Below are 24,694 nucleotides of genomic sequence, written 5' to 3'. Positions count from 1 at the left end.
CGGTCCGGTCGTTCCGGTCGGTCAGCGGTCCTGGTAGAGGCCGAGCACGTTGCCGTCGGGGTCGGTGAAGGTGGCCACCACCCGGCCGCCGCCGACCTCCTTCGGGGCCTCCTTGAGGGTGCCACCGGCCGCGGTCAGCTCGGCGAGCTTCGCCTCGATGTCCGGCACGGGCCAGTAGGTCACCGGGCCGGTCATGCCCTGCGCCGCGCCGCCCGGCACCAGCCCGATGTGCTGCCCCTCGACGTCGAACCCGACGTAGTAGTCCGAATCGGCCGTCGGCTCGGCACTGAGCAGGGTGGCGTAGACGGTCTTGGCCTTCGCCAGGTCGGTGACGGGGTGCAGAACGGTGATGGTCATGTTCACTCCTGGTTGTCGTCGCTGCTGCCGGTCACGCTACGGCCGCGTCGATGACCTGCGCTTCTCGATTCCTGATCGGTACCGCAAGGCATGATGGAGGCATGCGGATCACGGCCTGGTGGCGCGGCATCAGCCCGCGACGGCGCCTGATGCTGGGCGGCGTCGCGGTCGTGGTGGTGATCGCGGTCGTGGTGGCCGTCGTCGTCACGTCCGGGACCAGCGCCGCGCCGCAGGCCGGGACACCCGACCAGGACAAGCCGGGCCCGGTGCTGCTCGTGCCCGGTTACGGCGGCGGGCAGGGCGCGCTCAACGAGCTGGCCGCGCACATCCGGCAGACCACCGGACGCACCACCGAGGTGCTCACCCTGGCCGGCGACGGCACCGGTGACCTGCTCGAACAGGTCGCCGTCCTCTCCTCGGCCGTCGAACGCGCGTACGCGGCCGGCGCGCCTTCGGTGGACGTCGTCGGCTACTCCGCGGGCGGCGTCGTGGCCCGCCTGTGGGTCGGCCGCGAGGGCGGCGAGCACCAGGCCCGCCGGGTGGTGACGCTGGGCGCCCCGATGCACGGCACCGGCCTGGCCGCGGCGGGCGGCGCGCTGGTGCCGGGCGCCTGCCCGACGGCGTGCGTCCAGCTGGCGCCGGGCAGCGCGCTGCTGCAGGAGATGGCGAAGGACCCGATCCCGTCGACGCTGCCGTGGCTGTCGCTGTGGACCGAACGCGACGAGACGGTGACGCCCCCGGACTCGGCCCAGGTGGACGGCGCGGTCAACGTGGCCCTGCAGCAGGTCTGCCCCGGCAACCAGGCCGGCCACGGCGACCTGCCCACCGATCCGGCGGTCACGGAACTGGTGTTGCAGGCGCTGGGCACCACACCGCTGGAAGCACCGACCGACTGCCTCAGCTCGTGACGTCCTTGGTCGCGAAGTTCGCCCAAGCCGCGCCGAAGAACACCACGATGTAGCCGGCCTGCAGCAGCAGGCCGTGGTCGATGTTGCGCCACAGCACGGGATCGCGGAAGAAGTCGATCCACGACAGCCAGTAGTGCGTCGGCAGGTACGGCTTCACCGACGCCGCCGCGTCCAGGGTTTCCAGCACCGAGCTGGTGATCAGCACGGCCAGCCCGCCCAGCGCGGCGCCGAGCGAGGAGACGGTGACCGTCGACAGGAACATCGTGATCGCCGCGAACCCCAGCATCGACACCACGATGTAGGTCACCGCGCCGAGCAGCCGCAGGCCCAGCCCGGACGAGCTGAGCGACTGCCCCGACAACGACGTCACCCCGGCGGGCTGCCCGCCGGGACCCGCGACGCCGGGGGTGCCGCCGGTGCCGAACAGGATCACGCCGAGCACCAGCGACGTCAGCACCACGATCACGATCGCCGCGGTGACGTACACCGCGATGGCGACCATCTTGGCGCTCAGCAGCCGCGTCCGGCCGACCGGGCGCACCAGCAGGTAGCGCAGCGTGCCGCCGGACGCCTCGCCCGCGATGGAGTCCCCCGCGACGACGGCGACCGCGATCGGCAGGAACAACGGTAGGACCAGGGCGAGCGCGGCCGCCGGGTAGAGCGCGCCGTCGTTCACCACGGCCGACAGGAACGCCCCGCCCTGCCCGGGCGGTGGCGCGAAGTCGGCCGTCGCCAGGAAGATCCCGACGATCGCGGGCAGCAGGCAGAGCAGCAGGATGCTGACCCAGATCCGCGGCCGCAGCACGAGTTTCCGGAGTTCGACGCCGATCATCCGGCCGCCACCTCCCCGAAGCGGTCCGAGCCGGGGCCGGTGAACTCGAGTACCACCTGTTCGAGCGTCCGGCGCTCGGCGTCGATGGACGTCACGCGCACGCCCGCCTCGACGAGCATCGCGTTCAGCGCCGCCGGGTCTTCGTGCCGGATCACCAGGCGCTCGCCGTCGCGGGACTCGAGCTGCCCGTCGAGGACCGCGGCCGCCGCGGCCGGGTCCGGCGTGCCGACGAGCACCCGGCCGGTCAGCGCGCGCAGCGACGTCAGGTCCTCTTCCAGCACCAGCCGGCCGCGGTCGACGACGCCGACGCGGGTGCACAGCTGCTCGACCTCGGCCAGCAGGTGACTCGACAGGAACACCGTGGTCCCGCCCGCGTTCAGCTCGACGAGCAGTTCGCGGATCTCCTTGATGCCCTGCGGGTCGAGGCCGTTCGTCGGCTCGTCGAGGATCAGCAGCCGCGGCTTGCGCAGCAGCGCGCCGGCCAGCCCGAGCCGCTGCCGCATGCCCAGCGAGTACGCCTTGATCGGCCGCTGGTCGACCGCGCCCAGCCCGACCTGCTCCAGGGCGTCGTCGATGCGACGCCGCCGGGTGCGCCGGCCGCCACCGCGCCCGGCCGCGTCGAGCAGCGCGAGGTTCCGGCGGCCGGACAGGTGCGGGTAGGCGGCCGGGCCCTCGACGAGCGCGCCGACCTCCGGGAGCACCTCGGCGACCCGTTTCGGCACCGGCTTCCCGAGCACCTCGATCTCGCCGCTGGTCGCGTAGACCAGCCCGAGCAGCATCCGGACCAGCGTGGTCTTGCCCGAGCCGTTCGGGCCGAGGAAGCCGTAGCGGTCGCCTTCGCGCACGTCCAGGTCGACCGCGTCGACGGCTAGCACCCGGCCGTAGCGCTTGGTCAGGCCGCGGGTGACGATCATCGGCCGCTCCGGCGCAGCCGCGACAGCTCGTCCGCGACCGTGCGCAGCACGTCCGGCGTCACCGTCCCGGCAAGCAGGTACGAGCGCCGGGAGAACGCCGACCGCACGATCGCCAGCGACAACGGCGTGAGCGAGAGCTGCACCACGCTCCCGGCCGTCAGCTTGACCTCCACACCGCCTGCCTTCCCGGCCGCGTCGCTCGCGGCGTTCCCGACGTTGCGCGGCACGGCGATGACGGCGAAGGCCGCCAGCCCGGTGCCGTAGAGCGCGGCGCCGGTGATCCCGCCGAAGTTCGACGACACCACCGGCCGCCCGCCGAGGGTGTCCGGCAGCACCGCCTGGCCCAGCGCGCCGAGGGCGTCGGTGACGTCCGGGGCACTGGTGACCGAGAAGCCGGAGCCGAGCACCGGCCGCGGCGCCTCGACCGCCGGCGTCGTCTGTTCGAGCTGCTGGAACTCGGTGCTCAGGATCGGTGCCTGCTGCCCGCGGGCGGTCACCTCGACCCGCACCGGCAGCCCGGTCGCCGGGTCCGCCCACAGGTCCACCTGGCCGATCGTGGTGTCCGGGTCGGCCGGGACCAGCCGCAGCCCGGACGCGTCGACCCCGGCGACGCGACGCGCGGGCAGCGTGCCCACCGAGTCGTTCTTCGCGGCCTGAAGGATCCGCCGCGCGAGCTCGGGCGGCAGCAGATCGCCTGCTCGCGGCAGCCGGACGCTGGGTTCGCCGATCAGCTCGGTCAGCGTGTTGGTGCCGTAGTCCCAGGTGTACTCACCGTCGGGCAGCCGGTAGACGTCGTGCTCGCCCGCGGTACCGAGGGTGTCGACGCGGTAGCGGTCGGGCCCGGCGTACCAGGCGCGCATCCGCGTCGTCCCGGCGAAGAGCGCGGCGACGTCGGCGAGGTTCGGCAGCTCCGGCAAGGCGAGCGAACCGGAGCTCTCGGCGTAACCCTGGTACGGCCGTCCGGCGGACCCCAGCACGAGGGCGCGCAGGCGGGCCGGATCGATCGACTCCCCCGCGGACGGCAGCGCGGCGACGACGGCGGGCACCGACACGAGGACAAGGGTCACCGCGGCGACCACCGCCCAGCGGCGCCGCTTTTCGTGCCGCACCACCGAGGGCGTCATCCGGCATCACCTCTGTCGTCCTTTGTACGCCATGGGACCGGGGAGATCAGCCGCCGAGTTCTTACGGATCCGGTGGGTTCCGGCACTAGGCTCGCCCGGTGACGACCCCCGTTCATGCTGCTGTCTTGAGCTAGGTCCGGCTGCTCCGGCAGTCCCGAACCCCCTCTCACCCCGCGCCGCGCGCGGGCACACCGCCACGCGCGCGGCCGCAGCAGAACGGAAATCCGTGTCTCACCTCGTCATGCCCGGCGAACCCGCCCGCATGCTCTTTTCACCGCCTTCACACCGCGCCGTCCCTGCCGTCCCTGCCGTCCCTGCCGTCCCCGCCGACGAAGGGCTCTCGGCCGACGCGGCGCTACGCGCCCTGTCCGCCGGCGACGCGCTGCTCTGGCGCGGCGGCTATCCGGCCGCGCGGCAGCTCCTCGACGCCGTGTCCCGGCGGCTCCCGCCCCCGCCGTCCGGCGGCCACGCGGCCTACCGGGCGCACCGCGGGCACCGGGCGCGGCTGCTCTCGCTGTTGTACGTGCCCCTGGACCCCGGGCACGTCGTCCCGCTCCGCCGGGCGCCGGACGTCCGGGAGGCGTGCACCGGCGTCTACGGCCCGCTCGACGTCGCGGCCGCGGTGCCGCTGCGGGAGCTGCTCGGCGTCCTCGGCGCGGCCGGATGGCGCCGGAGCGGGATCGCCGTGCCCGCCCTCGGCGCCCGGATCCACCCGCACTACGGCGTTTTCGCGCCGGTGCGCCAGGAGTACGTCCGGCTGGTCGCGGAAACGCCGTTGCCCGCCACGGAGCTCGCGTTCGACGTCGGCACCGGGACCGGCGTGCTCGCCGCCGTGCTCGCCCGGCGCGGGGTCACGCGGGTGATCGCGACGGACGCCGACCCCCGCGCCGTCGTGTGCGCGACGGAAAACCTGGCCCGGCTGGGGTTCGCCGCGCGCACCGAGGTCGTGCGCGCGGATCTGTTCCCACCCGGCCGGGCGGGGCTGGTGGTGTGCAACCCGCCGTGGCTGCCGGGCCGGCCGCGGACGTCACTCGACCACGCCGTGTACGACCCGGGCAGCCGGATGCTGCGCGGCTTCCTCGACCGGCTGCGCCGCCACCTGACGCCGGCCGGGGAGGCCTGGCTCGTGCTGTCCGACCTGGCCGAACACCTCGGCCTGCGCACCCGCGACGAGCTGCTCGGCCGGATCGACGCGGCGGGCCTCGAAGTCGCCGGCCGGACGGACACGGCTCCCGGGCACCCCCGCGTCGCCGACGCCGGTGACCCGCTGCACCGGGCCCGCGCGGCGGAGGTCACGTCGTTGTGGCGGCTGCGCCCGGCCTGAGCGCCACAGCCGAAGTCACGGCTCGGTCCGGAATGCCGGATCCGGGCCGTGACCCGGCTATTCTTCGGCCAGCGCAGCCGAGAATGGGGGACGAAGTGAGCACGACCAGCGAGGGCACACCGCAGAGCAGCGCCGAGGCCATGATCGCCGAAGCCAAGCGGGCCTTGTGGGTGATGGTGGGCCTGCTGGCCGTGATGTGGCTGCTGCAGATCGTCAACTCCCTCGACAGCAACGGCCTGAGCCGGGAGTTCGGCATCGAAGCGCGCGATCCCGCGTCGCTACCGGAGATCTTCAGCGCGCCGTTCTTCCACTTCAGCTGGGACCACATCGAGGCCAACTCCGGCCCGCTGTTCGTCTTCGGCTTCCTCGCCGCCTACCGCGGCGTGAAGAAGTGGCTCGGCGTGAGCGTGCTGATCATCATCGCGAGCGGCCTCGGCGTCTGGTTCATCTCGCCGTCGACCGCGGTCACCGCCGGCGCCAGCGGCCTGGTGTTCGGCTACTTCGGCTACATCATCGTGCGCGGCCTGTTCGACCGGCACCCGATCGACATCGTGCTCGGGCTGGTGATGGCGTTGTGCTTCGCCTACCAGTTCTCGTCGCTGCTGCCGTCGGACGAGCAGGTCAGCTGGCAGGGCCACATGTTCGGCTTCGTCGGCGGCATCCTCGGCGGCTGGCTCTTCCGCGACCGCCGCCCCAAGGCCGTCGCCGGACCGGACGCGACCGACCCGGCGACCGTCCTGCTCCCGAAGGACCTCAGCTAGGCGGCGCCAGCCAGGCGTCGACGACGATCCGCACGTACCGGCCGATCATCGGCCGCGGCGCGCGCACGCCGAGCGGCGCCCGGTCCAGCGTTCCCGTCGCCCGGACGTGCCCTTCGCCGGTGGGCGGCTCGACCGTGAGCGTCAGCGGGCAGGACGTCCCGCGCAGCCGCAGCTCGCCGGTGACTTCCCAGCCCTCGTGCCGCCAGATCCGGGCGGCCTCGAAAACCAGCTCGGGGTGGGTGGCGCTGTCCAGGAGCTTCGGCTTCCGCAGGTCGGCGTCGCGACGCGGGTTCTCCGTGTCGAGGGCGCCGAGGTCGAGCGTGGCCGCGATCGCCGTCACCTCGCCGCCGGTCACCTCGACGGTGCCCGCGGTGACCGGGATCGTGCCGCGGACGCGGTTGAACCCGAAGTTGCGGACCTCGAAGGTCGCCGTCGTCCGTCCACTCAGGACGGTCCAGGTGCCGGTGCGCAACGCGGGCGCGGTGGGCCGGGTCATCGCGCGGCCGCCGGTTCCGGCAGGTCCGCGCGCAGCACGCGGTGCAGGTCGATCCGGTCCGGGCCGGGCAGCAGCGCGGGGTCCTCACCGGGCAGCAGCTCGGTGCTCATGACCGCCCGCTGCGTCGCCTCGATCGTCTCGATCGACGCGGCGAAGCCGACGATGACCGTCGCGCGGTCCGCCGCCGTCAGGACGTAGGACGGTCCGAGGCCCTCGATGTCCCGGATCGCCGGCCAGATCCGCTCGGTGCTCGCCCGCCGCTCGGCGGCCGCCTGGTCGGCGGTGCGCGGGCCGTCGAACCAGCTGAGCTGGGCGAACCGCGGCTCGGCGGTGGTGGTCCGGACGTCGGCGACCTCGTAGACGCCGGTGTCGAGCCAGGTCGTCCCGGCCGGCTGCCGGGCGGCCGCGGCGGCCGCGGCGTCGGGCCAGAAGGCGACGACGGCGCCGTTCAGGCCGCCGACCTGGGTGAACGCGCAGGTGCCGAGCGAGCCCGGGAGCAGCTCCCCGAGCGGGCCTCGGAACTGGTGGACGGTGGCGTACATGGCGGTTCCTTTCCGCTGGTCATCGTGTGAGGACGACTCTCGGCCGGAACCGGCGACCGGACATCAGTGCCAGTACGGAGCACGGCACTGAAACCGGGCACGCAGGGGATACTGCTCGGGTGACGCGCAGCGAACCGTTCGTCGGCCGGTCCGGTGCCGTGGCGGAGCTGCGGGCGCGGCTCGCGGCGGCGGCCGGCGGCACCGGCGCGCTGGTGCTCGTCGGCGGGCCGGCCGGGATCGGCAAGACCCGGCTGGTCGAGACCGTCGTGGACGCCGGCGCCGTCTGGGGCCGCTGCGTCGACGACCCCGGCGCCCCGCCCCTGTGGCCGTGGCGCCGGGTGCTGCAGGCGCTCCCCACCGCCGGGGCGGAGGTCGCGCGGGCGCTGGCCGACCTCGACGGTCACGACGGCGCCGACCTGGTCGCGGCCCGCTTCCGGTTCGTGGCGCTGGCCGCCGACGCGCTGGTCGCGGCGGCCGAACCGGCCGGGCTCGTGGTGGTCCTGGAGGACCTGCACTGGGCCGACGAGGCGTCGCTGCGGCTGCTGCGGCACCTCGCGGGCGAGATCCGCCGGTCCCGGCTCGCCGTCGTCGCGACCTACCGCGACGCCTTCTTCGAGGCCGATCTGCTCGGCCGCCCGGGGGCCGAGAGCCTGCGCCTGGATCCGCTCACCGAACCCGACGTCCGCGCGTACCTCGCCGAGATCGGCCGGCCGGGCGTCGACGTCGGGGACGCGCTGCGGCGCTCGGGCGGGAACCCGCTCTACCTCAAGGCGGTCGCGCGGTCGTCGGCCGCCGGCAGCGGGCGGGCCGAGCTGAGCCACCTCGTCCGCACCGCCGTCGCCGCACTCGATCCCGGCGCCCGGGAGCTGCTGGCGATCGCGTCGGTGCTCGGTGAGGACGTCGACGCGCACGTCGTCGCCGCGGTGGCCGGACAGCCGGTCGACGACGTCGTCACGGCGCTCGACCGGGCGGCGCGCGCCGGGGTGCTGGTGCCCGGCGTCGCCGGGACCCGCCGCTTCGCCCACGCCGTCGTGCGCGACGGCATCTACGCGGACCTCGACCAGGGCGTCCGCGAGGACCTGCACGCCCGGACGGCGGCCGCCCTGGAGCACGAACCGGCGCTCGCCGGGGTGGTGGCCGGGCACTGGCTGCGGTCCGCGCCGACCCCGGACGCGCTCGCCCGCGCGGCGCGCTGGGCCGAGGTCGCGGCCCGGGACGCGACCCGGTCGTTCGCCTTCACCGAAGCGGCCCGGTTCCTGGCGCTGGCCGTCGGCTCACGACGTCGGGCCGGGGCCCACGACGGGCTCGCGGCCCTGCTCGTCGAGCTCGCGACGGCGGAGTACCGGGCGGGGCGGTTCGCGCAGAGCTTCGAGCACGCGAAGGAGGCGGCCGGGCTGGCGCCGGACCTGGTCGTCGCCGCGGCGCTGGTCGTCCGGGACGTCGCCGCCCCGGACCTGCTGGCCGGGATGGCCGAGCTGACCGCGGCGGCGCTGGCCGCGGCCGGTCCCGACGCGGACCCGGTGGTCCGGGCGAAGCTGCTGGCGCAGTCGGCGTCGATCGCGGCCGACCGCGGGCGCGGCGGCGAAGCGGTCAAGACCGCGGACGAGGCGCTGGCCCTCGCCGAGCGGGCCGGCGACGAGGAGGCGCGGATCGACGCGGTCCGCGCCCGGCTGAAGGTCCGCCCGACGGACCTGCCCCTGACCGAACGGCTGCGGCTGGGTGCCCTCGCCGTCTCCCTCGGTGGCACCGGGCGGCCGCTGGTGGCGTTGTGGGGGCACAAGTGGCGGGTGGACGCGGCGTTCGAGGTGGGCACGATGCCCGTGGTCGACGCCGAGCTGGCCGGGATCGCCGCACTCGCGACGACGACCCGGCTCCCCCTGGTCCGCTGGCACTGCCTGCGGCTGCAGGCCTCCCTCTCGGCCTACCGCGGCGCGTTCGCCCGGTCCCGCGAGCTGAACCGGCTGGCGTCGGAGCTCGCCTGGGGTGAGCTCGCCGAAGACCGGTCCACGGTCGGCCTGACCTACGCGTTCGCGCTGCAGCTGGCCCTCATGGTCGGCGACCCGGGTGAGCTGCCGGAAGGCTACGAGGAGCTGCTGGCGATCGCGCCGCCGTTGCCGATCACGCTCATTTCGCGGCCGCTGTCGGCCCTCGTCCTCGGCCGGCGAGACGAGGCCCAGGCCGGGTACGACGCCCTGCGCCCCCTGCTGCGCGACCCCGACTTCGTCAGCCGGGCGCCCGGCGTCGGCGTCAACCTGGTGCCGTTGGTGGAGGAGTTCCGCGACCTCGAAACGGCGGAGTGGCTGGCCGACCGGTTCGACGGCGAACCGCCGTTCGCCTCGGGCGGCGCGGGCACGTTCTGCGGCGACTGCTCCAGCAGCTGGTCCGCCCGCCTCGCCGCACTTCTGGAGCGCCACGACGAGGCCGCCCGGCTCTTCGAGGAGTCGATCGCGTGGGACACCCGCCTGGGCGCCCGCCCGTACGTCGTGCACAACCGCGTCCGGCTGGCGGCGGTACTGGTCGAGTGCGGTGACCTGCGGCGCGCGGAGACCCTGGCCGGGCAGGCCGCCGAAGAGGCCCGCCGGCTCGGCATGCCCGGCTGGCTGCGGGACGCCACGGCGTTGCTGGAGCGGGTCCGGCTCGCCGCCGACCCGCTGACCGGCCGCGAGCGCGAGATCGCCGCGCTGGTCGCGGACGCGCTGAGCAACCGGCAGATCGCGCACCGGCTGGTGCTCTCCGAGCGCACGGTGGAAAGCCACGTCCGCAGCGTCCTGGCCAAACTCGGGCTGGCGAACCGGACCGAGATCGCCGCGTGGGTCCACCGTCGCGGGCTCACACCCCGCTGAAGCCGGACACGGCGCCGGCGACCTGAGCGTTGCCGGCATGGTGGCGGGGTGTGCCGGACGGCGCCCGGGAGCAGGCGCCGTCCGGGCTCGTCACTGGTCGGCGACGAGGGTCCCCGCGGCACCCCAGCTGTCGGCGGGTACCTCCTGGATCCAGACCTGCACGGTCTCGGCGGGGATCCGGTACGCGTCGACGACGGCGTCCGTCACGCGCCGGACCAGGTCCCGCTTGAGTTCGACGCTGCGCGGTCCCTGCTGGACGGTCACGATGGGCATGTCTGCGCTCCTCGTTCGGCTGTCGGATGTTCCGGCACCGAGTCCAGCCGACCGGCGGCCCGCGGCGAAGATCCGGTCCGCTACCGCAGCGATCACGAATCCCGTTGAGTCCCGACGCTGTGCGGTCGCTGTGGATCCGCCTCCGCGGGATGCCGATCCGGCACCGCTGTGGTGACCTGGATCAGTGGTGCACAGAGTCCTCCGGCCCGTGGTCGTCGTGGTGGTGTCGTTGCTGGTCCTCGGGGCCGGCCTGGCCGTCGGCGCCGGCAGCACGGCCGACGACGCCTACGCGGCGAACGCCCCGGTCACCACGGCCCCGGCCGCCGCGCCCGCGCCGACCGGCGCCGCGGCCACCTCGCCGGTCGGCGCGCTGTTCGCCGGCGGGAGCCACTTCTGCAGCGCGAGCGTCGTGCACTCCGGCGCCGGTGATCTCGTGCTGACCGCCGCGCACTGCGTCAAGGACGGGATGGCCTTCGCGCCCGGTTACCACGACGGCGTCGCGCCGCTCGGGATGTGGACCGTGACGAGCGCGGCCGTCGCGGACGGCTGGACGTCTTCCGCCGACCCGGATCTCGACTTCGCTTTCCTGACCGTTCAGCAGGCCGGGAACACCGCTTCCCTGGAAAGCCTGACCGGCGCGAACACCCTGGGAATCGACCAGGGATTCGACCACGAAATCACTCTGACGGGCTACCCCGACACGACCGATTCCCCGGTCGTCTGCACCGGCGCGACGACCCGTTCCGACACCTATCAGCAACGGATCGCGTGCCCCGGTTTTCCCGACGGGACCAGCGGCGGGCCGTGGGTGACGAACGGCGTGGTCGTCGGCGTGATCGGCGGTTACCAGCTCGGCGGGGACACCCCGGACGTCTCCTACAGCGCCTATTTCGACGACGACATCCGGAAGCTGTACACGTCGGCCGGCGGCTGAACGCGAACCGGGCCCGCGTCCCTGGCGGAGGACACGGGCCCGGCCCTTCTCACGTGAACCTTCAGCAGGTCACGATGAGCCCGGTGAGCGCCGAGCACGTCTTCGACGCGCTGTCGTTGGCACTGGTGGGATCGGTCGGCGTGCTCGTGGTCTTCTGCACCGAAGTGGTGTAGGAGCCGAGGGCCAGCAGCCCGCCGTTGACCGAGAACTTCGCGGTCGTGGACGCGCCGGAGGCCAGCGAGGCGACGTCGCAGTTCAGCGTCCGGGTGGTGCCCACGTGGGCGCAACCGGTCGAGCTCGCGTACGAAAGACCCGACGGATACGTTGCGACGACCCGGATCCCGGACGCGGCCGACGGGCCGGTGTTCGTCACGGTCAGCGTGTAGTCGATGCGCGCGTTCAGGCCGCCGTGGCCGGTCGCGGCCAGCGCGACCTTGACGTCGGCGAGGCTCGACGCCTCGCCGATGGTGACGACCGGGCCGTCGAGGGTGTCGAAGGCGTAGTTGTCACCGACGAACTGGTGCTGCAGCGTGAACTGGCCCGGCGTGAGCGTTTCCTTGGCGCGCAACGTGAACACCGCGGTCCGGGTACCGCCGGCCTCGAGGTCGCCGAACGGCGCGCGGTAGCTGCTGCCGGCCTGGAAGCAGCCCAGGTCCGTCACGCCGGTGCAGGACACGAGGTCCGCGATGTCGGTGATGGCGGTCGGCGAGCCGTAAATGGCCGCCTTCGCGAAGGTGACCGTGAAATCGCGGTCGTTGTAAATGGTTTCCGAAACGGTGAATGTCTGTCCCGGCAGTACCGTTGTGGGACTGACTTCGACAGAACTGGAGGGCGGGGCCGCGTCCGCGGCGGGCGCCATCGCGATGAACGCGGTGGCCAGTGCGGCCACCGAAGACAGAATCGTTGTCCGTCGCCAGCTTCTTCGCATAGTGGTGTTCTCGCCGTTCAGTCGAGGAATGCCGCTCTGACAGATGCTGCTGTTCAGTCGTCGCATCCCCGGAATTCGTTACCTCCATCCGGCGGCGCCCCCGCACCGCCGTCAGGAGTGACGCCAGCGGCCGTTCATCTCACCCGGGCGCGGCGGCGGGCCCGGCAGGTCCGGGCCGCCGCCCGACTCCAGCCCTTCGACGAGCAACGCGAGGTACCGCTGCCGCAGCTCGCTGGTGCGCGCCGGGTCGTCGACACGGATCGCCGCGCAGCACTCGAGGATCATGCCGACGTCTTCGGTGACGGCGTCGCGGCGCAGCCGCCCGCTCTCGTGCGCGCGGGCGACGAGCCCGGCCGCGAGCTCGTTCGCCCGCTGGGCGTCGAGGCCCATCTCCGGGGTCGGCGTGAACGTGCCCGCGAGGTGCGTGGTCAGCGAGTGCACGTCGGCGTCGACCACCCGGCGGAGGAAGCCGGTGAGGGCCCGCCAGGCGTCCGGTTCTTCCACCGAGACCTCGGCTTCGGAGATGAACCGGCGCAGGCCGTCGTGGCAGAGCCGGCAGAGCAGGAACTCCTTGCTCGGGTACCGGCGGTAGAGGGCGCTGATGCCGACGCCCGCGCGCTCGGCGACGGCCGAGATCGGGGCCTTCGGGTCCAGGAGGAAGACGTCACGGGCGGCGTCGAGGATCACGACGTCGTTGCGGGCGGCCTGGCCGCGGCGGCCGGGCAGGGCTGGCTCGGGCATGCCCCGAGATTAGCACTGGAACGGATCGTTCCGCTCTGCTATCGTACGGAACGAAGCATTCCGTTCCATTCAGATCCGCCGAGTTCCGAGGAGCAGCACATGACGAACGCCCTCCGCCCCTTCCGCGCCGAGGTCCCGCAGTCCGCGCTGGACGACCTGCACGGGCGGCTCCGGCGCGCGCTCTGGCCGGACGACCTGCCCGCCGGGTACGGCGTCACGAACGAACGGGTCCGCGCCCTGGCCGGGTACTGGCTGGAGAAGTTCGACTGGCGGGCCTTCGAGGCGCGGCTCAACGCGTACCCGCAGTTCGTGACGGAGATCGACGGCGAGACGATCCACTTCCTGCACGTCCGGTCGTCCCGCCCGGACGCCACCCCGCTGGTGCTGACGCACGGCTGGCCGGGGTCGGTCGCCGAGTACCTCGACGTCATCGGCCCGCTGACCGAGCCGGCGTCGCCCGCGGCACCGGCGTTCCACCTCGTGATCCCGTCACTGCCGGGCTTCGGTTTCTCGGGCCCGACGAAGGCGGCGGGCTGGGGCACCCACCGCACCGCGGCGGCGTGGGCCGAGCTGATGGAGAGGCTGGGCTACGAGTCGTACGGCGCGGCGGGCAACGACGCGGGCTCGATGATCTCGCCGGAGATCGGCCGGCTCGCGCCGGGGAAGGTCGTCGGCGTGCACGTCACGCAGCTGTACTCGTTCCCGTCCGGCGACCCGGCGGAGATGGCGGACCTGAGCGCGGCCGACCAGGCGGCGCTGGCGCACCTGCAGTGGTTCTACGAGAACATGTTCTCGTTCAACACGCTGCACAGCCAGCAGCCGCACACGCTGGCGTTCGCGCTCGCCGACTCGCCGCTGGGCCTGCTGGCGTGGAACGCGCAGCTGTTCGGCGAAAACCTGGACGCCGACTTCGTCCTGGCGAACGTCGCGCTGTACTGGCTGACGGGCACCGGCGGCTCGTCGATCCGCTTCTACTACGAGGACGCGCAGGCGACGACGCACCCCTCGGAGCCGACCACGGTCCCGACCGGCCTGGCGATGTTCAAGGGCGACTTCCAGTCGATCCGCCGCTTCGCCGAGCGCGACCACGCGAACATCGTCAGCTGGCACAGCTACGACGTCACCACCGGAAGCGGCGGCCCGCGCGACGCCGCCGGCCACTACGCGGCACACGAAGCGCCGGAGGTCCTGGTCGCCGACATCCGCCGGTTCTTCGCCGGGCTTTCCCGCCCCTGGCCCGTCCTGGACCAGGCCCACGCGGCGTTGCGCGCGGCGATCGAAGGCGTCGAGGACTGGTCGGCCCCGACCCCGTGCGCGGAGTGGACCGTCACCCAGGTCCTCCAGCACGCGGCGGGCGACCAGCTGGGCTACGCGGCGTCCATCACCGGCGAGCCGGGCCCGGACTTCAACCCGTTCGCCCCGTCGGGCACCCTCACCGTCCCGGCAGGCGACTTCCTGGAACCCACCCTGGCGGCGGCCGAAGCCGCGTTCGCGACGATCACCCCCGACACCGTCGCGGTCCCGACGCCACTCCCCCAGGGCGCGCTGCCGGCCCCGGTGGCCGTCGGCGCGGCCGCCCTGGACGCGGCCGTCCACGCCTGGGACATCGCGACGGCGACCGGCCGGAAGTCCTTGCTGACCAACGAACTGGCGGAAGCCTTGCTGCCGGTGGCGAAGGAACTGGCCGAGCCCTTGCGCGGGTTCGCCTACGCCCCGGCGCTCCCCGCCCTGGCCGAGGACGACGCTGTCTCGACGTTGCTCCGGTACCTGGGCCGCGACCCGCACTGGACGGCGTGAGCCCCCTCACCCCGCCACGGCGAGGCCGGATCCTCCCCAGCTGTGGACAGCACATCCGTTGCCCCGCAAGGAACAGCGTTTCGCTCGACGGCGTCGTCTGGTACTACTTCGGCGGCGGGACACACACCGGCCGGAAAGCCCGGACGAGGGAGCAGCTCGTCCGGTCCACCCCCGGGAAGCCCGTGGTGATCGAACCGGCGGACGACGGCCACGAGCCGCGATACTGACTGGCCAGTCAGCAGAGGGTACGGTGAGCCGCATGGCGCGGAAGTCGGTGTCGGTGCGGCGGGAAGAGATCGTCCTCGCCGCGCTCGACCAGGTCCGGGCGCGGGGCATCGCCGGGGTGCGGGCGGCCGACGTCGCTCAGGCCCTGGACGTCAGCACGGCCTTGATCTTCTACCATTTCGGCACCCTCGAAACCCTCATCATCGAGGCCTTCCGGCAGGCCGCCGAGAACAACCTCGCGGTCCTGCGGGGCGAACTCGACCGCGGCGGCCCGGTCGGCGCGCGGCTGCGGGCCGTCTTGGCGCTCTACGGCCCCACCGAGCCTGCCCACGGCTGGAAACTGTGGATCGAGGCAGGCGCCGCGGCGATGCGCGACACCGAGCTGCGCGCCGTCCTGCAGCGGCTGGACCTGCGGTGGCGGGACGCCGTCGTCATGCTGATCGCCGAAGGTGTCGGGGCCGGCGAGTTCCGGTGCCCGGATCCGCAGGGCGCCGCGTGGCGGCTGACCGCGCTGCTCGACGGTCTGGCCATGCAGGTCGTGGCGCGCGAAGGCACCGTCACCACCGCGGACTGCGCGAGGTGGGTCGAGCAGGCCATGACGTACGAGCTGGGCCGTAACTGACTCGTCAATCAGGAGGGGCGATGACCGAAGCCGGATTCCTCGAGGTGACGTGGACCGACCCGGTCACCGGGTGCCGCGGTTACCTGGTGATCGACCGGCTCGTGCGCGGCGTCGCCAGCGGCGGGCTGCGGATGCGCCGCGGCTGCACGCTCTCCGAGGTCCGCGGCCTGGCCCGGGGCATGACGCTCAAGGAAGGCCTGAACTACGACCCGGCCGGCCGCTACATCCCGCTCGGCGGGGCCAAGGGCGGCATCGACTCCGACCCGTACGACGAGAACGCCCGCGACGTCGTCACCCGCTACCTGCGCGCGATGCGGCCGCTGATCGAGCGGTACTGGACCCTGGGCGAGGACCTCGGCCTGCGCCAGGACGTCATCGACGGTGTCATCGCGGACATCGGCCTGCGGAGTTCGATCCAGGCGATCCACCCGTTGCTCGAAGACCGCGACGCGGCGACCGGACGGCTCGCGGCCGCGTTCAAGATCGAGGTCGGCGGGCTGGGCCTCGACGAGCTGGTCGGCGGCCTCGGCGTCGCCCAGGCCACGCTGACGGGCCTCGACAGACTGGGTCTCGGCGGCGGCCCGAACCGGGTGGTGGTGCAGGGCTTCGGCTCGATGGGCGGCGCCACCGCGCGGTTCCTCGCCGAAGCGGGGCTCGACGTCGTCGGCGTCTCGGACGTCCACGGCGTCGTCACCAACCCGAGCGGCTTGGACGTCGAGAACCTGCTCCGGCACCGGGATCGCCTCGGCGGCATCAACCGCGACCACCTGAAGGCCGGCGACGCACTGCTGCCGCCGGAAGCGTGGCTGGACGTCCCGGCCGAGGTGCTCGTGCCCGCGGCCGTCTCCTACTGCGTCGACGCCGGCAACCAGGCCCGGATCGGCGCGAAGCTCGTCGTCGAGGCGGCGAACATGCCGGTGACGGCGGACGCGGAGGACCTGCTCGGCGCCCGCGGCATCCGGGTCGTGCCGGACTTCGTGGCCAACTCGGCGACCAACTCCTGGTGGTGGTGGACACTCTTCGGAGACATCGGCGCGGACGCCGACGAGGCCTTCACCCAGGTCCGCACCCGCATGCGCGAACTGGTGACGAACATGGTCGACCAGGCGACACGCGACGGCCTCAGCCTTCGTACCGCCGCCCTCCGGCTGTCGGAGACGAACCTCGAAGCCATCCAGGCAAGGTTCGGATGACGCCCGCCACCCGAAGCTCCGGTCACCCAGCACCCGGCCGCGAGGTCCGAGTGATGCCCGCCCAGTCACGCGAGATGCCCCGCGGATCACGCGAGACGCCCGCCCAGCCACGCGAGATGCCCCGCGGATCACGCGAGACGCCTGCCCAGACACACGAGACGCCCGCACCATCACGAGTAATGCCCGCCCGATCACGCGAGACGCCCGCCCAGCCACGGGCGGGCTCACAGCCCGCACCCCGCGCCGGTTCGCACACCCGCGCGAGTGCCGCCGAGCCGGGCGCGCGGGGGTGGTCATCGCGGCCGACCCGGCGGGAACAATCCGAGGCGGCAGCGGCGCCGGCTGTCCACCAAGCCGTCCGGCACCCCGCCCAGCCACTGCCGGTCCGGAGCTGGTCCGGAGCCGTCGACCTGAACACGCAGGTCAAGCCCTCAGCGGAGCCGCCCGACCTGCGCCGGGAACGAATCGGACCAAGAGGTAGTTGAACGCTCTATGAAACTCGGTATCTACAGTTTCGGCGACCGGCCGCCGGACCCCCGCACCGGCGAGCAGGTCTCCGTCGCCCAGCAGCTGGCCAACACCCTCGAGCGGATCAAGCTCGCCGACCAGCTGGGCCTGGACTTCTACGGCCTCGGCGAACACCACCTCGATCAGTACGCCATCTCGAGCCCCGGCACCGTACTGGCCGCGGCCGCGAGCGTCACCGACCAGATCACCCTGAGCTCCGCCGTCACCGTGCTGAGCACCGAGGACCCGGTGCGCGTCTACCAGCAGTTCACGACCCTCGACCAGCTCAGCCACGGTCGCGCCGAGCTGCTGGCCGGGCGCGGGTCGTTCACCGAGTCGTTCCCGCTGTTCGGCAACGACCTCGGCGACTACGACGAGCTCTTCGAAGAGAAGCTCGCCCTGCTCCTGCGGATCGACCGCGAGGACCCGCTCACCTGGTCCGGCAGGTTCCGGCCGCCGCTCGACAACGTGCGGATCCTCCCCCGCCCGTACGGCAGGCGGCTGCGGATCTCCGTCGGCACCGGCGGCAACCCCGAGTCGTCGATCCGCGCGGGCCTGCTCGGCCTGCCCGTCGTCTACGCCGTGATCGGCGGCCGGCCGGAGCGCTTCGCGCCGTTGGTCGACCTCTACCGCCAGGCCGGCGAAGCGGGCGAGCACCAGCCTGAAGACCTGCACGTCACGATGAGCGCCATCGGGCTCATCGCGCCGAATTCGCAGGACGCGAAGGAGAAGTTCTACCCGTACTGGCTCGAGACGATGAAGTACGGCGCGAAGGCCCGCGGCTGGGCGATCCCGACCCGCGCCGAGTACGACACGTACGCCCAGGGCGCGCAGGCCCTGTTCGTCGGCAGCCCGCAGGAGATCGCCGAGCGGCTGATCTCCGTCGGCAAGCTCACCGGCGCCGACCGGTACGCGCTGCAGATGGACTGGTCCGGTGTGCCGCACCAGGATGTCATGACGGCCATCGAACTGCTCGGCACCGAGGTGCTTCCGTTGGTGCAGAAGGAGTTCTAGACGTCGTTCGCGGCGATGTAGCCGAACGTCATCGCCGGGCCGATGGTCGAGCCCGCGCCCGCGTAGCTGTGGCCCATCACGGCCGCGCTGGCGTTGCCGGCGGCGTAGAGACCGGGGATCACCGAGCCGTCCGGGCGCAGCACGCGCGCCCGGGCGTCCGTGCGCATGCCGCCCTTCGTGCCCAGGTCGCCGGGGACCAGCTTGAGCGCGTAGAACGGCGGAGCCCACAGCGGCGCGAGGCAGGAGTTCGGCAGCACCAGCGGGTCGGTGTAGTAGTGGTCGTACGCGCTCGCGCCGCGGCGGAAGTCGCGGTCGACGCCCGCCCACGCGAAGCCGTTGAACCGGTCCACTGTGGACTTCAACGCGGCCGGCGGCACGCCGATCGCCGAGCCGAGCGCCTGGACGCTCGACGCCTTGAAGACCGCGCCCGCGCTGTACCAGGCGTCCGGGAACGGCAGCAGCGGCAGGATGTCGCGGAACAGGTACTTGTTGCGGTAGCTCTGGTCGACGATCAGCCACGCGGGGATGTCCGGCGCCGACGGGTTCTTGTCGTACATCGTGTGCACGACGTCGCTGTAGGGCGCGGCCTCGTTGACGAACCGCTGCCCGGCCTGGTTGACGATCAGCCCGCCCGGCAGCGTCCGCTCGGCCAGGCAGAAGTACGGGTCGCCGGGCGTCGGGATCGCCGGGCCCCACCAGGCGTCGTCCATCAGGTCGAGCGCGGCGCCGGCGCGCTGGCCCGCGCGGTGGCCGTCGCCGGTGTTCTCCTTGGCGCCGACCGTCCAGGCCGTGCCGATCGGCTGCCGCTGGTACTGCGCGCGCATGGCCGCGTTGTGCTCGAAGCCGCCCGAGCCGACGATCACGCCGCGGCGTGCGCGGATCAGGCCCTGCGGTACCAGAACACCGGTGACCGCACCGTTTTCGACGTTCAGGTCGGTGAGCGGGGTGTTCAGCAGCACCGGGACGTTCGCCGCGAGCAGCCCGGCCCGAAGCCCGGCGGCCAGTGCCTGCCCCATGGTGAGCGGCTTCTGCCCGGCTAGCGCGGCGGCCGTCCCCCGCGCGAGACACGTGGCGGCGACGGCGGCGCCCTTCGCGTTGACCGCGGCCAGGTTCAGCCACTTGTAGTCGGCGCTGAACACGACGAGCCCGGCCGGCGTCGCGAGGTACGCCGGATTCAGGTTCGCCAGCTCGGCACCGAGCAGGTTGCCGTCGAACTGGTCGGGTTCGATGGACCGCCCGTTCGGCAGGCCGCCCGGCAGTTCCGGGTAGTAGTCGCTGTAGCCCTCCATCCAGCGGAACCGCAGCGGGCTGTTGGCCATCACGGACGCGATCATCGCGGGTCCGTTGCGCAGGAACGCTTCCTGGCGCGCGGCCGGCACGTCCGGGCCGACGACTGCGGCGAGGTACTGCGCGGCTTTCGCCGGGGTGTCCGGCACGCCGGCGGCGAGCAGCACGGGGTTGTTCGGGATCCAGATGCCCGCGCCGGAGCGGGCGGCGGACCCGCCGAACGTCGGCGCCTTCTCGACCACGACGACACTCAGCCCGCGCTTGGCCGCCGTCAGCGCGGCGGTCATCCCGGCCGCGCCGGAGCCGACCACGACGACGTCGTACTCCCCCACGAGCGGTGCCGCACCGGCGGCCGGCGCCCCCGAGATTCCGGCGGTCACTGCGATTCCCACGCCCGCCGCGGTACCGCGCAGGATCTGGCGGCGGGTCAGGTCGGCATCCATGGGGCACTCCTCGCTCGCGGAACGGCGAAGGTCATGGTGTCGGCACCGGCGGAAAACTGGAACATGTTCTACCCGCTTGGAGCAGTGTCCACCCTCCCGAATGGACCGGAGGCGCCAACCGCGGACGGCATTCGGCGCACGGGACGTAAGTTGACGGCACCCTCACCTTCTGACTAACTTGAGCATAGTCTCAAGTTATCTTCCGAGGAGGTCCTCTTGTCGAAAGTGCTCGCCGTCCTGGGTGTCGGTCCCGGACTCGGCCTGTCGATCGCGCACCGGTTCGGCCGCGAAGGGTTCACGCCGGCGCTGGTCTCACGCATCGACGCGCGGCACGCGACCTACCGCGCGTCGCTCGCCGAAGCCGGCATCACCGCGCACACCTACACCGCCGACGTCACCGACGAAGCCCAGGTCCGCGCGGTCCTCGCGCGCATCACGGCCGAAGCGGGCGAGATCGACGCGGTGTACTTCGGCCCGGCGGACCTCGGCGTCGGCTCGGCGATCGCCCCGCTGACCGAAGCCGGGGCCGACAATCTGCGCGTGCCGTTCGAGTCGATCGTGCTCCCGGCCGCGCAGGTGACCCAGGCCGTCCTGCCGCGCCTGCTGGAGCGCGGCACGGGCTCGCTCCTGTTCGCCGGCGGCATCAGCGGCAAGTACCCGATCCCGCTGCTCGGCAGCTTCGCCCCCGCGGCGGCGGCGCTGCGCATGTACGTCCTGACGCTCAACGCGGCCTTGCGCGACCAGGGTGTCTACGCCGGGACGCTCACGATCGGCGGCGTCATCGAGCGCGGCGACATCCACCGGATGTTCACCGAGCAGGCCCCGGATTCCATGCCGGGCACGCTGGACCCCGACGACATCGCCGAGCGGGCGTGGCTCCTGCACGCCGAGCGCGACGAGGCCGAGGCGGAGTTCAACGCGCTCGTCGTCTAGCTGCCGTCGCGGTCGGAGTCGGCAACGAGCACGTGCGCGCCGAGGTAGCCGTCGCCGTCCGCCTTGACCGTCATCAGCATCGTGTCCTTGAAGATGGAGTCGTTGTCGTTCAAGGTGTCCCGGCCGGTGTGCGCCGCGTACGGCTGCTCGGCGTAGACCGCGCTGTTGAGCTTCTCGTCGAACATCAGCTGTGTGGTCAGCACCCGCTGGTTGCCGACGTGCACCAGCACATGGACGTGCGTGGTCCGGCCGCGGTACCAGCCGGGCCAGATCGTGGTGAACTCGACGATGCCCGCCGCGTTCGTCACCTGGGCGCCGCGCAGGTAACGCTGGTCGTCGGTGGGGGTCAGGTCACCCCGGTCCCCACCACCGCCCGGCGGCCGGCCGCCACTCGGGGGTGGCCCGCCACCCGGCGGCGCTCCACCAGGCCCGCCCGACGACAGCGATTCCGCCCCGGAGTAGAGCCCCGCCGCGTCGCAGTGCCAGATCTCGACGACGGAGTTCGGCAGCGGCTTGCAGGTTTCGCTGTCCTGCAGCTTCAGCGCGACGCGCAAGCGTTTGCCTTGCCGGTCTTCCCGGACGTCGGCGCGGATCTTGTCGGCGTCGAAGTAGTACGGCCCCTGTGTGGTCGACGCGGTGAGCGCGCAGCTTCCGCTGTCCTGGAACAGGTTCGTGAGGTCCTTCGTGGTGGTCGCTTCCGGCGTCACACTCGCGCCGGTGCTCGTCGTGACGGCGGTGGAGCCCGAGCACGCCGCGAGCAGCCCGGTCAGGCTGACCGAGCTTACCCCGGCCAGGAGCCGCCGCCTGCTGACCCGCTGGCCCTCGTGGTGGTCCATGTCCGTCTCCGTCCTGGATGTCGGGAATCCGAGGCTAAAGAGGTCGCCTGTGCGGCCGCTGTGCGCCCGCTAGCCTGGGGTTGTGTACACACCGGGGGACAGGGACCTGCTGCGCAGCGCCCTGCTCGCGGCGGCCCGTGCGGACGACCGCGTCACCGGCGCCGCGCTCACCGGCTCGGCCGCGCTCGACGCCGAAGACGCGTGGTCCGACATCGACCTGGCCTTCAAGACGACCGAGCCCGAGCGGGTGCTCGCCGACTTCACGGCGCTGCTGTACCGCGACCACGGCGCGATGCACCACATGGACGTCGTGTTCGAACGGACCGTCTACCGCGTGTTCCTCCTGGAGAACACGCTTCAGGTCGATCTGTCCTTCTGGCCCGAAGCGGACTTCGGCGCGACCTCACCGAAGTTCCGGCTGCTGTTCGGCACCACGAACGACCGCGAGCCGTCGCCACTGCCCGACGCGCGGCGGTTTGTCGACCTGGCGTGGCTGCACGCGTTGCACGCGCGGTCGAGCATCGCCCGCGGGCGCGCCTGGCAGGCCGAGTACATGATCAGCCGGGTTCGCGAGTACGCCTTGTCCCTGGCGTGCGTGCGGCACGACGTGCCCGCGGGCGAAGGCCGGGGCCTCGACCAGCTGCCCGCCGCACTCCTGGCGGAGTTCGAGACGACACTCGCGCACGGGCTCGAAGACCTCTCGCGGGCTTTCCGCGCCGTCACCGAACTCCTGATCACCGAGACCCGCCATCTGGACGCCCGCCTCGCCGAACGATTGGCTCCGCTGCTACGCGCGCTGGCTTCCTAAGTACGCGAGTTCCGGGTGCGCGGCGACGTACCCGTCCAGCAGCCGGCGCGCCACGGAAACCGAATCCACCAGCGGGTGCACCGCGAACGCCCGCAGCGCCGCCTCCCGCGAACCCGTCGTCGCCGCTTCGATCGTCGCCCGCTCGACGGCCTTCACCGCCGTCACCAGACCCAGCGCGTGGTCCGGCAACGGCCCGGCGTCGAGCGGACGCGCGCCCGCGCCGTCGACGACGCACGGCACCTCGACGACCGCGTCCGCCGGAACGCCCGGAAGCGCGGATCCGTTGCGGACGTTGAGGATCAACGTGGCCCGCTCGCCGCCCGCGAGGGCGCGCATGAGCGCCAGCGCGACCTTCTCGTAGCCGCCACCTTCGAGGTCTTCGCGTTCGCCTTCGCGCGTCTCGGCCATGTACGTCTCTTCGCGCTCCAGGCGCGTCCGGTCCCACGAAGCCAGCGACGGGTCCGCGTAGAACGACTTCTGCTGCTCCAGCAGGAAGGCCCCGCGCGACGCCACGCCCAGGGCTTCGCGGGTGAAGTAGTAATAGTGCAGGTACTCGTTCGGCAGGGCGCCCAGCACGCGCAGCCAGTCCGCGCCGAAGAGTTTCCCTTCCTCGAACGACTCCAGTGCGTCCACATCGGACAGCAGGCGCGGCAGGACGTCCTCACCGCCGACGTGGACCGCTTGGAGCCAGCCGAGGTGGTTCAGCCCGGAGTAGTCGAATCGCGCCGCGGCCGGGTCGACGCCGAGGGCGCGCGCCACCCGGCGGCACAGCCCGACCGGCGAGTCGCAGATGCCGATCACACGCTCGCCGAGCACCTCCGCCATCGCCTCGGTGACCAGCCCGGCCGGGTTGGTGAAGTTGACGACCCACGCGCGCGGCGCGACCTCGGCGATCGTGCGGGCGAGCGCGACGGCGACCGGGACCGTCCGCAGCCCGTACGCGATCCCGCCCGCGCCCACGGTTTCCTGCCCCAGCACACCTTCCGCGAACGCGACCTGCTCGTCGAGCCGCCGGCCGCGCATCCCGCCGACCCGGATGGCGGAGAACACGAAGTCCACATCGGACAGTGCGGCGCGCAGATCGGTGGTCGTGCGCACCCGCGGCGCGCCCGGGACACCGGCCGCCTGTTCGGCGAGGACCCGTTCGATCGCCGCGAGCCGGCCGGCGTCGACGTCGTGCAGGACCAGTTCGGTGCTGTCGCCCCCGGCCAGCAGCGCGCCGTGCACCAGCGGGACGCGGAACCCGCCGCCGCCGAGCAGCGCGAGCCTCATCGCAGCACCTCGACGCCGGCCTCGCCGAGCGCCGCGCACGTCGGTTCGTCGGCTCCCACGCTGGTGACGACGATGTCGAGGGCCTCCGGCCCGCACACCTTCGCGAGCCCGGTACCGGGGAACTTGCCCGCGTCGGCCAGCAGCACCACGCGGTCGGCCGCGGCGACCATCGCCCGCTTCACCGGCACCTCGACGACCGTCGAGTCCATCACCTGGCCGTCGCACCGGATCCCGCTGGCGCCGAGGAAGACGGTGCCGGCGCGCACCTGGCGCAGCGCGTCCTCGGTGAGGAACCCGACCATCGAGTGATAGCTGCGACGCACCACCCCGCCGAGCAGCACGAGCTGGACGTCTTCGGCGTCCTTCAGCTCTTCGTAGACGGCGAGGCTGCTGGTGATCACGGTCAGCGCGCGGTCGCGCAGGTGGCGGGCCAGCCGGTGCGCGGTGGTGCCGATGTCGAGGAGCACGGTGTCGCCGTCGGCGACCAGCGCGGCCGCGCGGCGGGCGACGGCTTCCTTGTCGTCGGCCCGTTCGGCGGCGACCTGCGCGAACGGCTCGTCGTCGTCCGCGCACGCCACCGCACCGCCGTAGACGCGGGTCAGCCGGCCTTCACGATCGAGGTGCACCAGGTCGCGCCGCACCGTCGCCGGGCTGACGCCGAGCCGCTCGGCCAGCACGCCGACCGGCGCCGGACCCTCCACGCGCAGGGTCCGCAGGATCAGGTCGTAGCGGCGCTGGGGCAGCATCCGGCGACGATAGCAGTCAAACCCGCTCATCACA

Annotated in this window: 24 protein-coding genes; 11 read left to right on the top strand and 13 right to left on the bottom strand. The window is 72.9% G+C overall.

The window, feature by feature from the left end:
* Nucleotides 1-21: 21 nt before the first annotated feature.
* Nucleotides 22-357, bottom strand: coding sequence for a VOC family protein (locus tag OHS18_RS37850; protein WP_328614004.1), 336 nt, complete (start codon nt 355-357; stop codon nt 22-24).
* A gap of 101 nt (nt 358-458) precedes the next feature.
* On the opposite strand from OHS18_RS37850, the gene OHS18_RS37845 reads away from it, so the two are divergent.
* The gene (locus tag OHS18_RS37845; protein ID WP_328444338.1) at nt 459-1,265 is read left to right on the top strand and encodes a PGAP1-like alpha/beta domain-containing protein; all 807 of its coding nucleotides are present in this window, start codon (nt 459-461) and stop codon (nt 1,263-1,265) included.
* Here the strand turns inward: OHS18_RS37845 and OHS18_RS37840 are convergent.
* Genes OHS18_RS37840 through OHS18_RS37830 form a run of 3 tightly spaced genes read right to left on the bottom strand, consistent with a single transcriptional unit; the run spans nt 1,255 to nt 4,135 of the window.
* Nucleotides 1,255-2,097 carry an ABC transporter permease gene (locus tag OHS18_RS37840; protein WP_328614003.1) on the bottom strand — a complete coding sequence of 281 codons (843 nt, stop codon included), beginning with the start codon at nt 2,095-2,097 and terminating at the stop codon, nt 1,255-1,257. The two genes, OHS18_RS37845 and OHS18_RS37840, sit on opposite strands and share 11 nt — an antisense overlap.
* The gene (locus tag OHS18_RS37835) at nt 2,094-3,011 is read right to left on the bottom strand and encodes an ABC transporter ATP-binding protein (protein WP_328444342.1); all 918 of its coding nucleotides are present in this window, start codon (nt 3,009-3,011) and stop codon (nt 2,094-2,096) included. Before OHS18_RS37835 ends, OHS18_RS37840 begins: the two co-directional genes overlap by 4 nt.
* Nucleotides 3,008-4,135: a hypothetical protein gene (locus OHS18_RS37830; protein WP_328444344.1), complete on the bottom strand. Its 1,128-nt coding sequence runs from the start codon at nt 4,133-4,135 to the stop codon at nt 3,008-3,010. The genes OHS18_RS37835 and OHS18_RS37830 overlap by 4 nt, the downstream gene beginning before the upstream one ends.
* Before the next feature lie 262 nt (nt 4,136-4,397).
* Between OHS18_RS37830 and OHS18_RS37825 the strand changes: the two genes are divergently transcribed.
* Both OHS18_RS37825 and OHS18_RS37820 read left to right on the top strand, forming a co-directional pair.
* Nucleotides 4,398-5,459 carry a methyltransferase gene (locus tag OHS18_RS37825; RefSeq protein WP_442875439.1) on the top strand — a complete coding sequence of 354 codons (1,062 nt, stop codon included), beginning with the start codon at nt 4,398-4,400 and terminating at the stop codon, nt 5,457-5,459.
* Nucleotides 5,460-5,599: 140 nt separating this feature from the next.
* Entirely contained in the window at nt 5,600-6,220 is a 621-nt protein-coding gene (locus OHS18_RS37820) for a rhomboid family intramembrane serine protease (RefSeq protein ID WP_328618650.1), read from the top strand.
* Here the strand turns inward: OHS18_RS37820 and OHS18_RS37815 are convergent.
* A complete protein-coding gene (locus OHS18_RS37815; RefSeq protein ID WP_328614001.1) occupies nt 6,213-6,716 on the bottom strand; it encodes a YceI family protein in 504 nt (167 codons plus the stop codon). The genes OHS18_RS37820 and OHS18_RS37815 overlap by 8 nt on opposite strands.
* The gene (locus OHS18_RS37810) at nt 6,713-7,258 is read right to left on the bottom strand and encodes a hypothetical protein (protein WP_328444350.1); all 546 of its coding nucleotides are present in this window, start codon (nt 7,256-7,258) and stop codon (nt 6,713-6,715) included. The genes OHS18_RS37815 and OHS18_RS37810 overlap by 4 nt, the downstream gene beginning before the upstream one ends.
* A 119-nt stretch (nt 7,259-7,377) precedes the next feature.
* Between OHS18_RS37810 and OHS18_RS37805 the strand changes: the two genes are divergently transcribed.
* Complete coding sequence (locus OHS18_RS37805) at nt 7,378-10,101, top strand: ATP-binding protein (RefSeq protein WP_328614000.1); 2,724 nt, start codon at nt 7,378-7,380, stop codon at nt 10,099-10,101.
* A 90-nt stretch (nt 10,102-10,191) separates the two neighbouring features.
* Here the strand turns inward: OHS18_RS37805 and dmpI are convergent, their stop codons facing one another.
* Complete coding sequence (dmpI, locus tag OHS18_RS37800) at nt 10,192-10,470, bottom strand: 4-oxalocrotonate tautomerase DmpI (protein WP_328613999.1); 279 nt, start codon at nt 10,468-10,470, stop codon at nt 10,192-10,194.
* Between the two features lie 91 nt (nt 10,471-10,561).
* Between dmpI and OHS18_RS37795 the strand changes: the two genes are divergently transcribed.
* Nucleotides 10,562-11,308: a trypsin-like serine peptidase gene (locus OHS18_RS37795; RefSeq protein WP_328444354.1), complete on the top strand. Its 747-nt coding sequence runs from the start codon at nt 10,562-10,564 to the stop codon at nt 11,306-11,308.
* Nucleotides 11,309-11,369: 61 nt separating this feature from the next.
* Here OHS18_RS37795 and OHS18_RS37790 read toward each other — a convergent pair whose 3' ends face one another.
* Nucleotides 11,370-12,197 carry a hypothetical protein gene (locus tag OHS18_RS37790; protein WP_328444356.1) on the bottom strand — a complete coding sequence of 276 codons (828 nt, stop codon included), beginning with the start codon at nt 12,195-12,197 and terminating at the stop codon, nt 11,370-11,372.
* 150 nt (nt 12,198-12,347) lie between these two features.
* The gene (locus tag OHS18_RS37785) at nt 12,348-12,977 is read right to left on the bottom strand and encodes a TetR/AcrR family transcriptional regulator (RefSeq protein ID WP_328613998.1); all 630 of its coding nucleotides are present in this window, start codon (nt 12,975-12,977) and stop codon (nt 12,348-12,350) included.
* Between the two features lie 99 nt (nt 12,978-13,076).
* Between OHS18_RS37785 and OHS18_RS37780 the strand changes: the two genes are divergently transcribed.
* From OHS18_RS37780 to OHS18_RS37765, 4 genes are all read left to right on the top strand, one after another.
* On the top strand, nt 13,077-14,774 hold the full coding sequence (locus OHS18_RS37780; RefSeq protein ID WP_328613997.1) for a TIGR03086 family metal-binding protein: 1,698 nt from the start codon (nt 13,077-13,079) through the stop codon (nt 14,772-14,774).
* Between the two features lie 259 nt (nt 14,775-15,033).
* The gene (locus OHS18_RS37775; protein WP_328444361.1) at nt 15,034-15,621 is read left to right on the top strand and encodes a TetR/AcrR family transcriptional regulator; all 588 of its coding nucleotides are present in this window, start codon (nt 15,034-15,036) and stop codon (nt 15,619-15,621) included.
* Nucleotides 15,622-15,641: 20 nt separating this feature from the next.
* Nucleotides 15,642-16,814 carry a Glu/Leu/Phe/Val dehydrogenase dimerization domain-containing protein gene (locus OHS18_RS37770; protein WP_328613996.1) on the top strand — a complete coding sequence of 391 codons (1,173 nt, stop codon included), beginning with the start codon at nt 15,642-15,644 and terminating at the stop codon, nt 16,812-16,814.
* Between the two features lie 492 nt (nt 16,815-17,306).
* Complete coding sequence (locus OHS18_RS37765; protein ID WP_328613995.1) at nt 17,307-18,335, top strand: LLM class flavin-dependent oxidoreductase; 1,029 nt, start codon at nt 17,307-17,309, stop codon at nt 18,333-18,335.
* Here OHS18_RS37765 and kstD read toward each other — a convergent pair.
* Complete coding sequence (gene kstD, locus OHS18_RS37760) at nt 18,332-20,065, bottom strand: 3-oxosteroid 1-dehydrogenase (protein ID WP_328613994.1); 1,734 nt, start codon at nt 20,063-20,065, stop codon at nt 18,332-18,334. The two genes, OHS18_RS37765 and kstD, sit on opposite strands and share 4 nt — an antisense overlap.
* 225 nt (nt 20,066-20,290) lie before the next feature.
* Here kstD and OHS18_RS37755 point away from each other — a divergent pair, with 225 nt between their 5' ends.
* A complete protein-coding gene (locus tag OHS18_RS37755) occupies nt 20,291-20,998 on the top strand; it encodes an SDR family NAD(P)-dependent oxidoreductase (RefSeq protein WP_328618649.1) in 708 nt (235 codons plus the stop codon).
* Here the strand turns inward: OHS18_RS37755 and OHS18_RS37750 are convergent.
* Entirely contained in the window at nt 20,995-21,834 is an 840-nt protein-coding gene (locus OHS18_RS37750; protein WP_328613993.1) for an intradiol ring-cleavage dioxygenase, read from the bottom strand. The two genes, OHS18_RS37755 and OHS18_RS37750, sit on opposite strands and share 4 nt — an antisense overlap.
* Nucleotides 21,835-21,916: 82 nt before the next feature.
* Here OHS18_RS37750 and OHS18_RS37745 point away from each other — a divergent pair, with 82 nt between their 5' ends.
* Nucleotides 21,917-22,642, top strand: coding sequence for a nucleotidyltransferase domain-containing protein (locus OHS18_RS37745; protein WP_328613992.1), 726 nt, complete (start codon nt 21,917-21,919; stop codon nt 22,640-22,642).
* On the opposite strand, the gene OHS18_RS37740 is transcribed toward OHS18_RS37745, so the two are convergent.
* Both OHS18_RS37740 and OHS18_RS37735 read right to left on the bottom strand, forming a co-directional pair.
* Nucleotides 22,622-23,914: a 6-phospho-beta-glucosidase gene (locus OHS18_RS37740; protein ID WP_328613991.1), complete on the bottom strand. Its 1,293-nt coding sequence runs from the start codon at nt 23,912-23,914 to the stop codon at nt 22,622-22,624. The two genes, OHS18_RS37745 and OHS18_RS37740, sit on opposite strands and share 21 nt — an antisense overlap.
* Nucleotides 23,911-24,660: a DeoR/GlpR family DNA-binding transcription regulator gene (locus OHS18_RS37735; protein WP_328613990.1), complete on the bottom strand. Its 750-nt coding sequence runs from the start codon at nt 24,658-24,660 to the stop codon at nt 23,911-23,913. Before OHS18_RS37735 ends, OHS18_RS37740 begins: the two co-directional genes overlap by 4 nt.
* Nucleotides 24,661-24,694: the final 34 nt, after the last annotated feature.

The organism is Amycolatopsis sp. NBC_00355, from assembly GCF_036104975.1.
Classification (GTDB): domain Bacteria; phylum Actinomycetota; class Actinomycetes; order Mycobacteriales; family Pseudonocardiaceae; genus Amycolatopsis.
The sequence above is the reverse complement of the archived record's forward strand: the minus strand, read 5'-3'. Positions and strand labels throughout refer to the sequence as shown.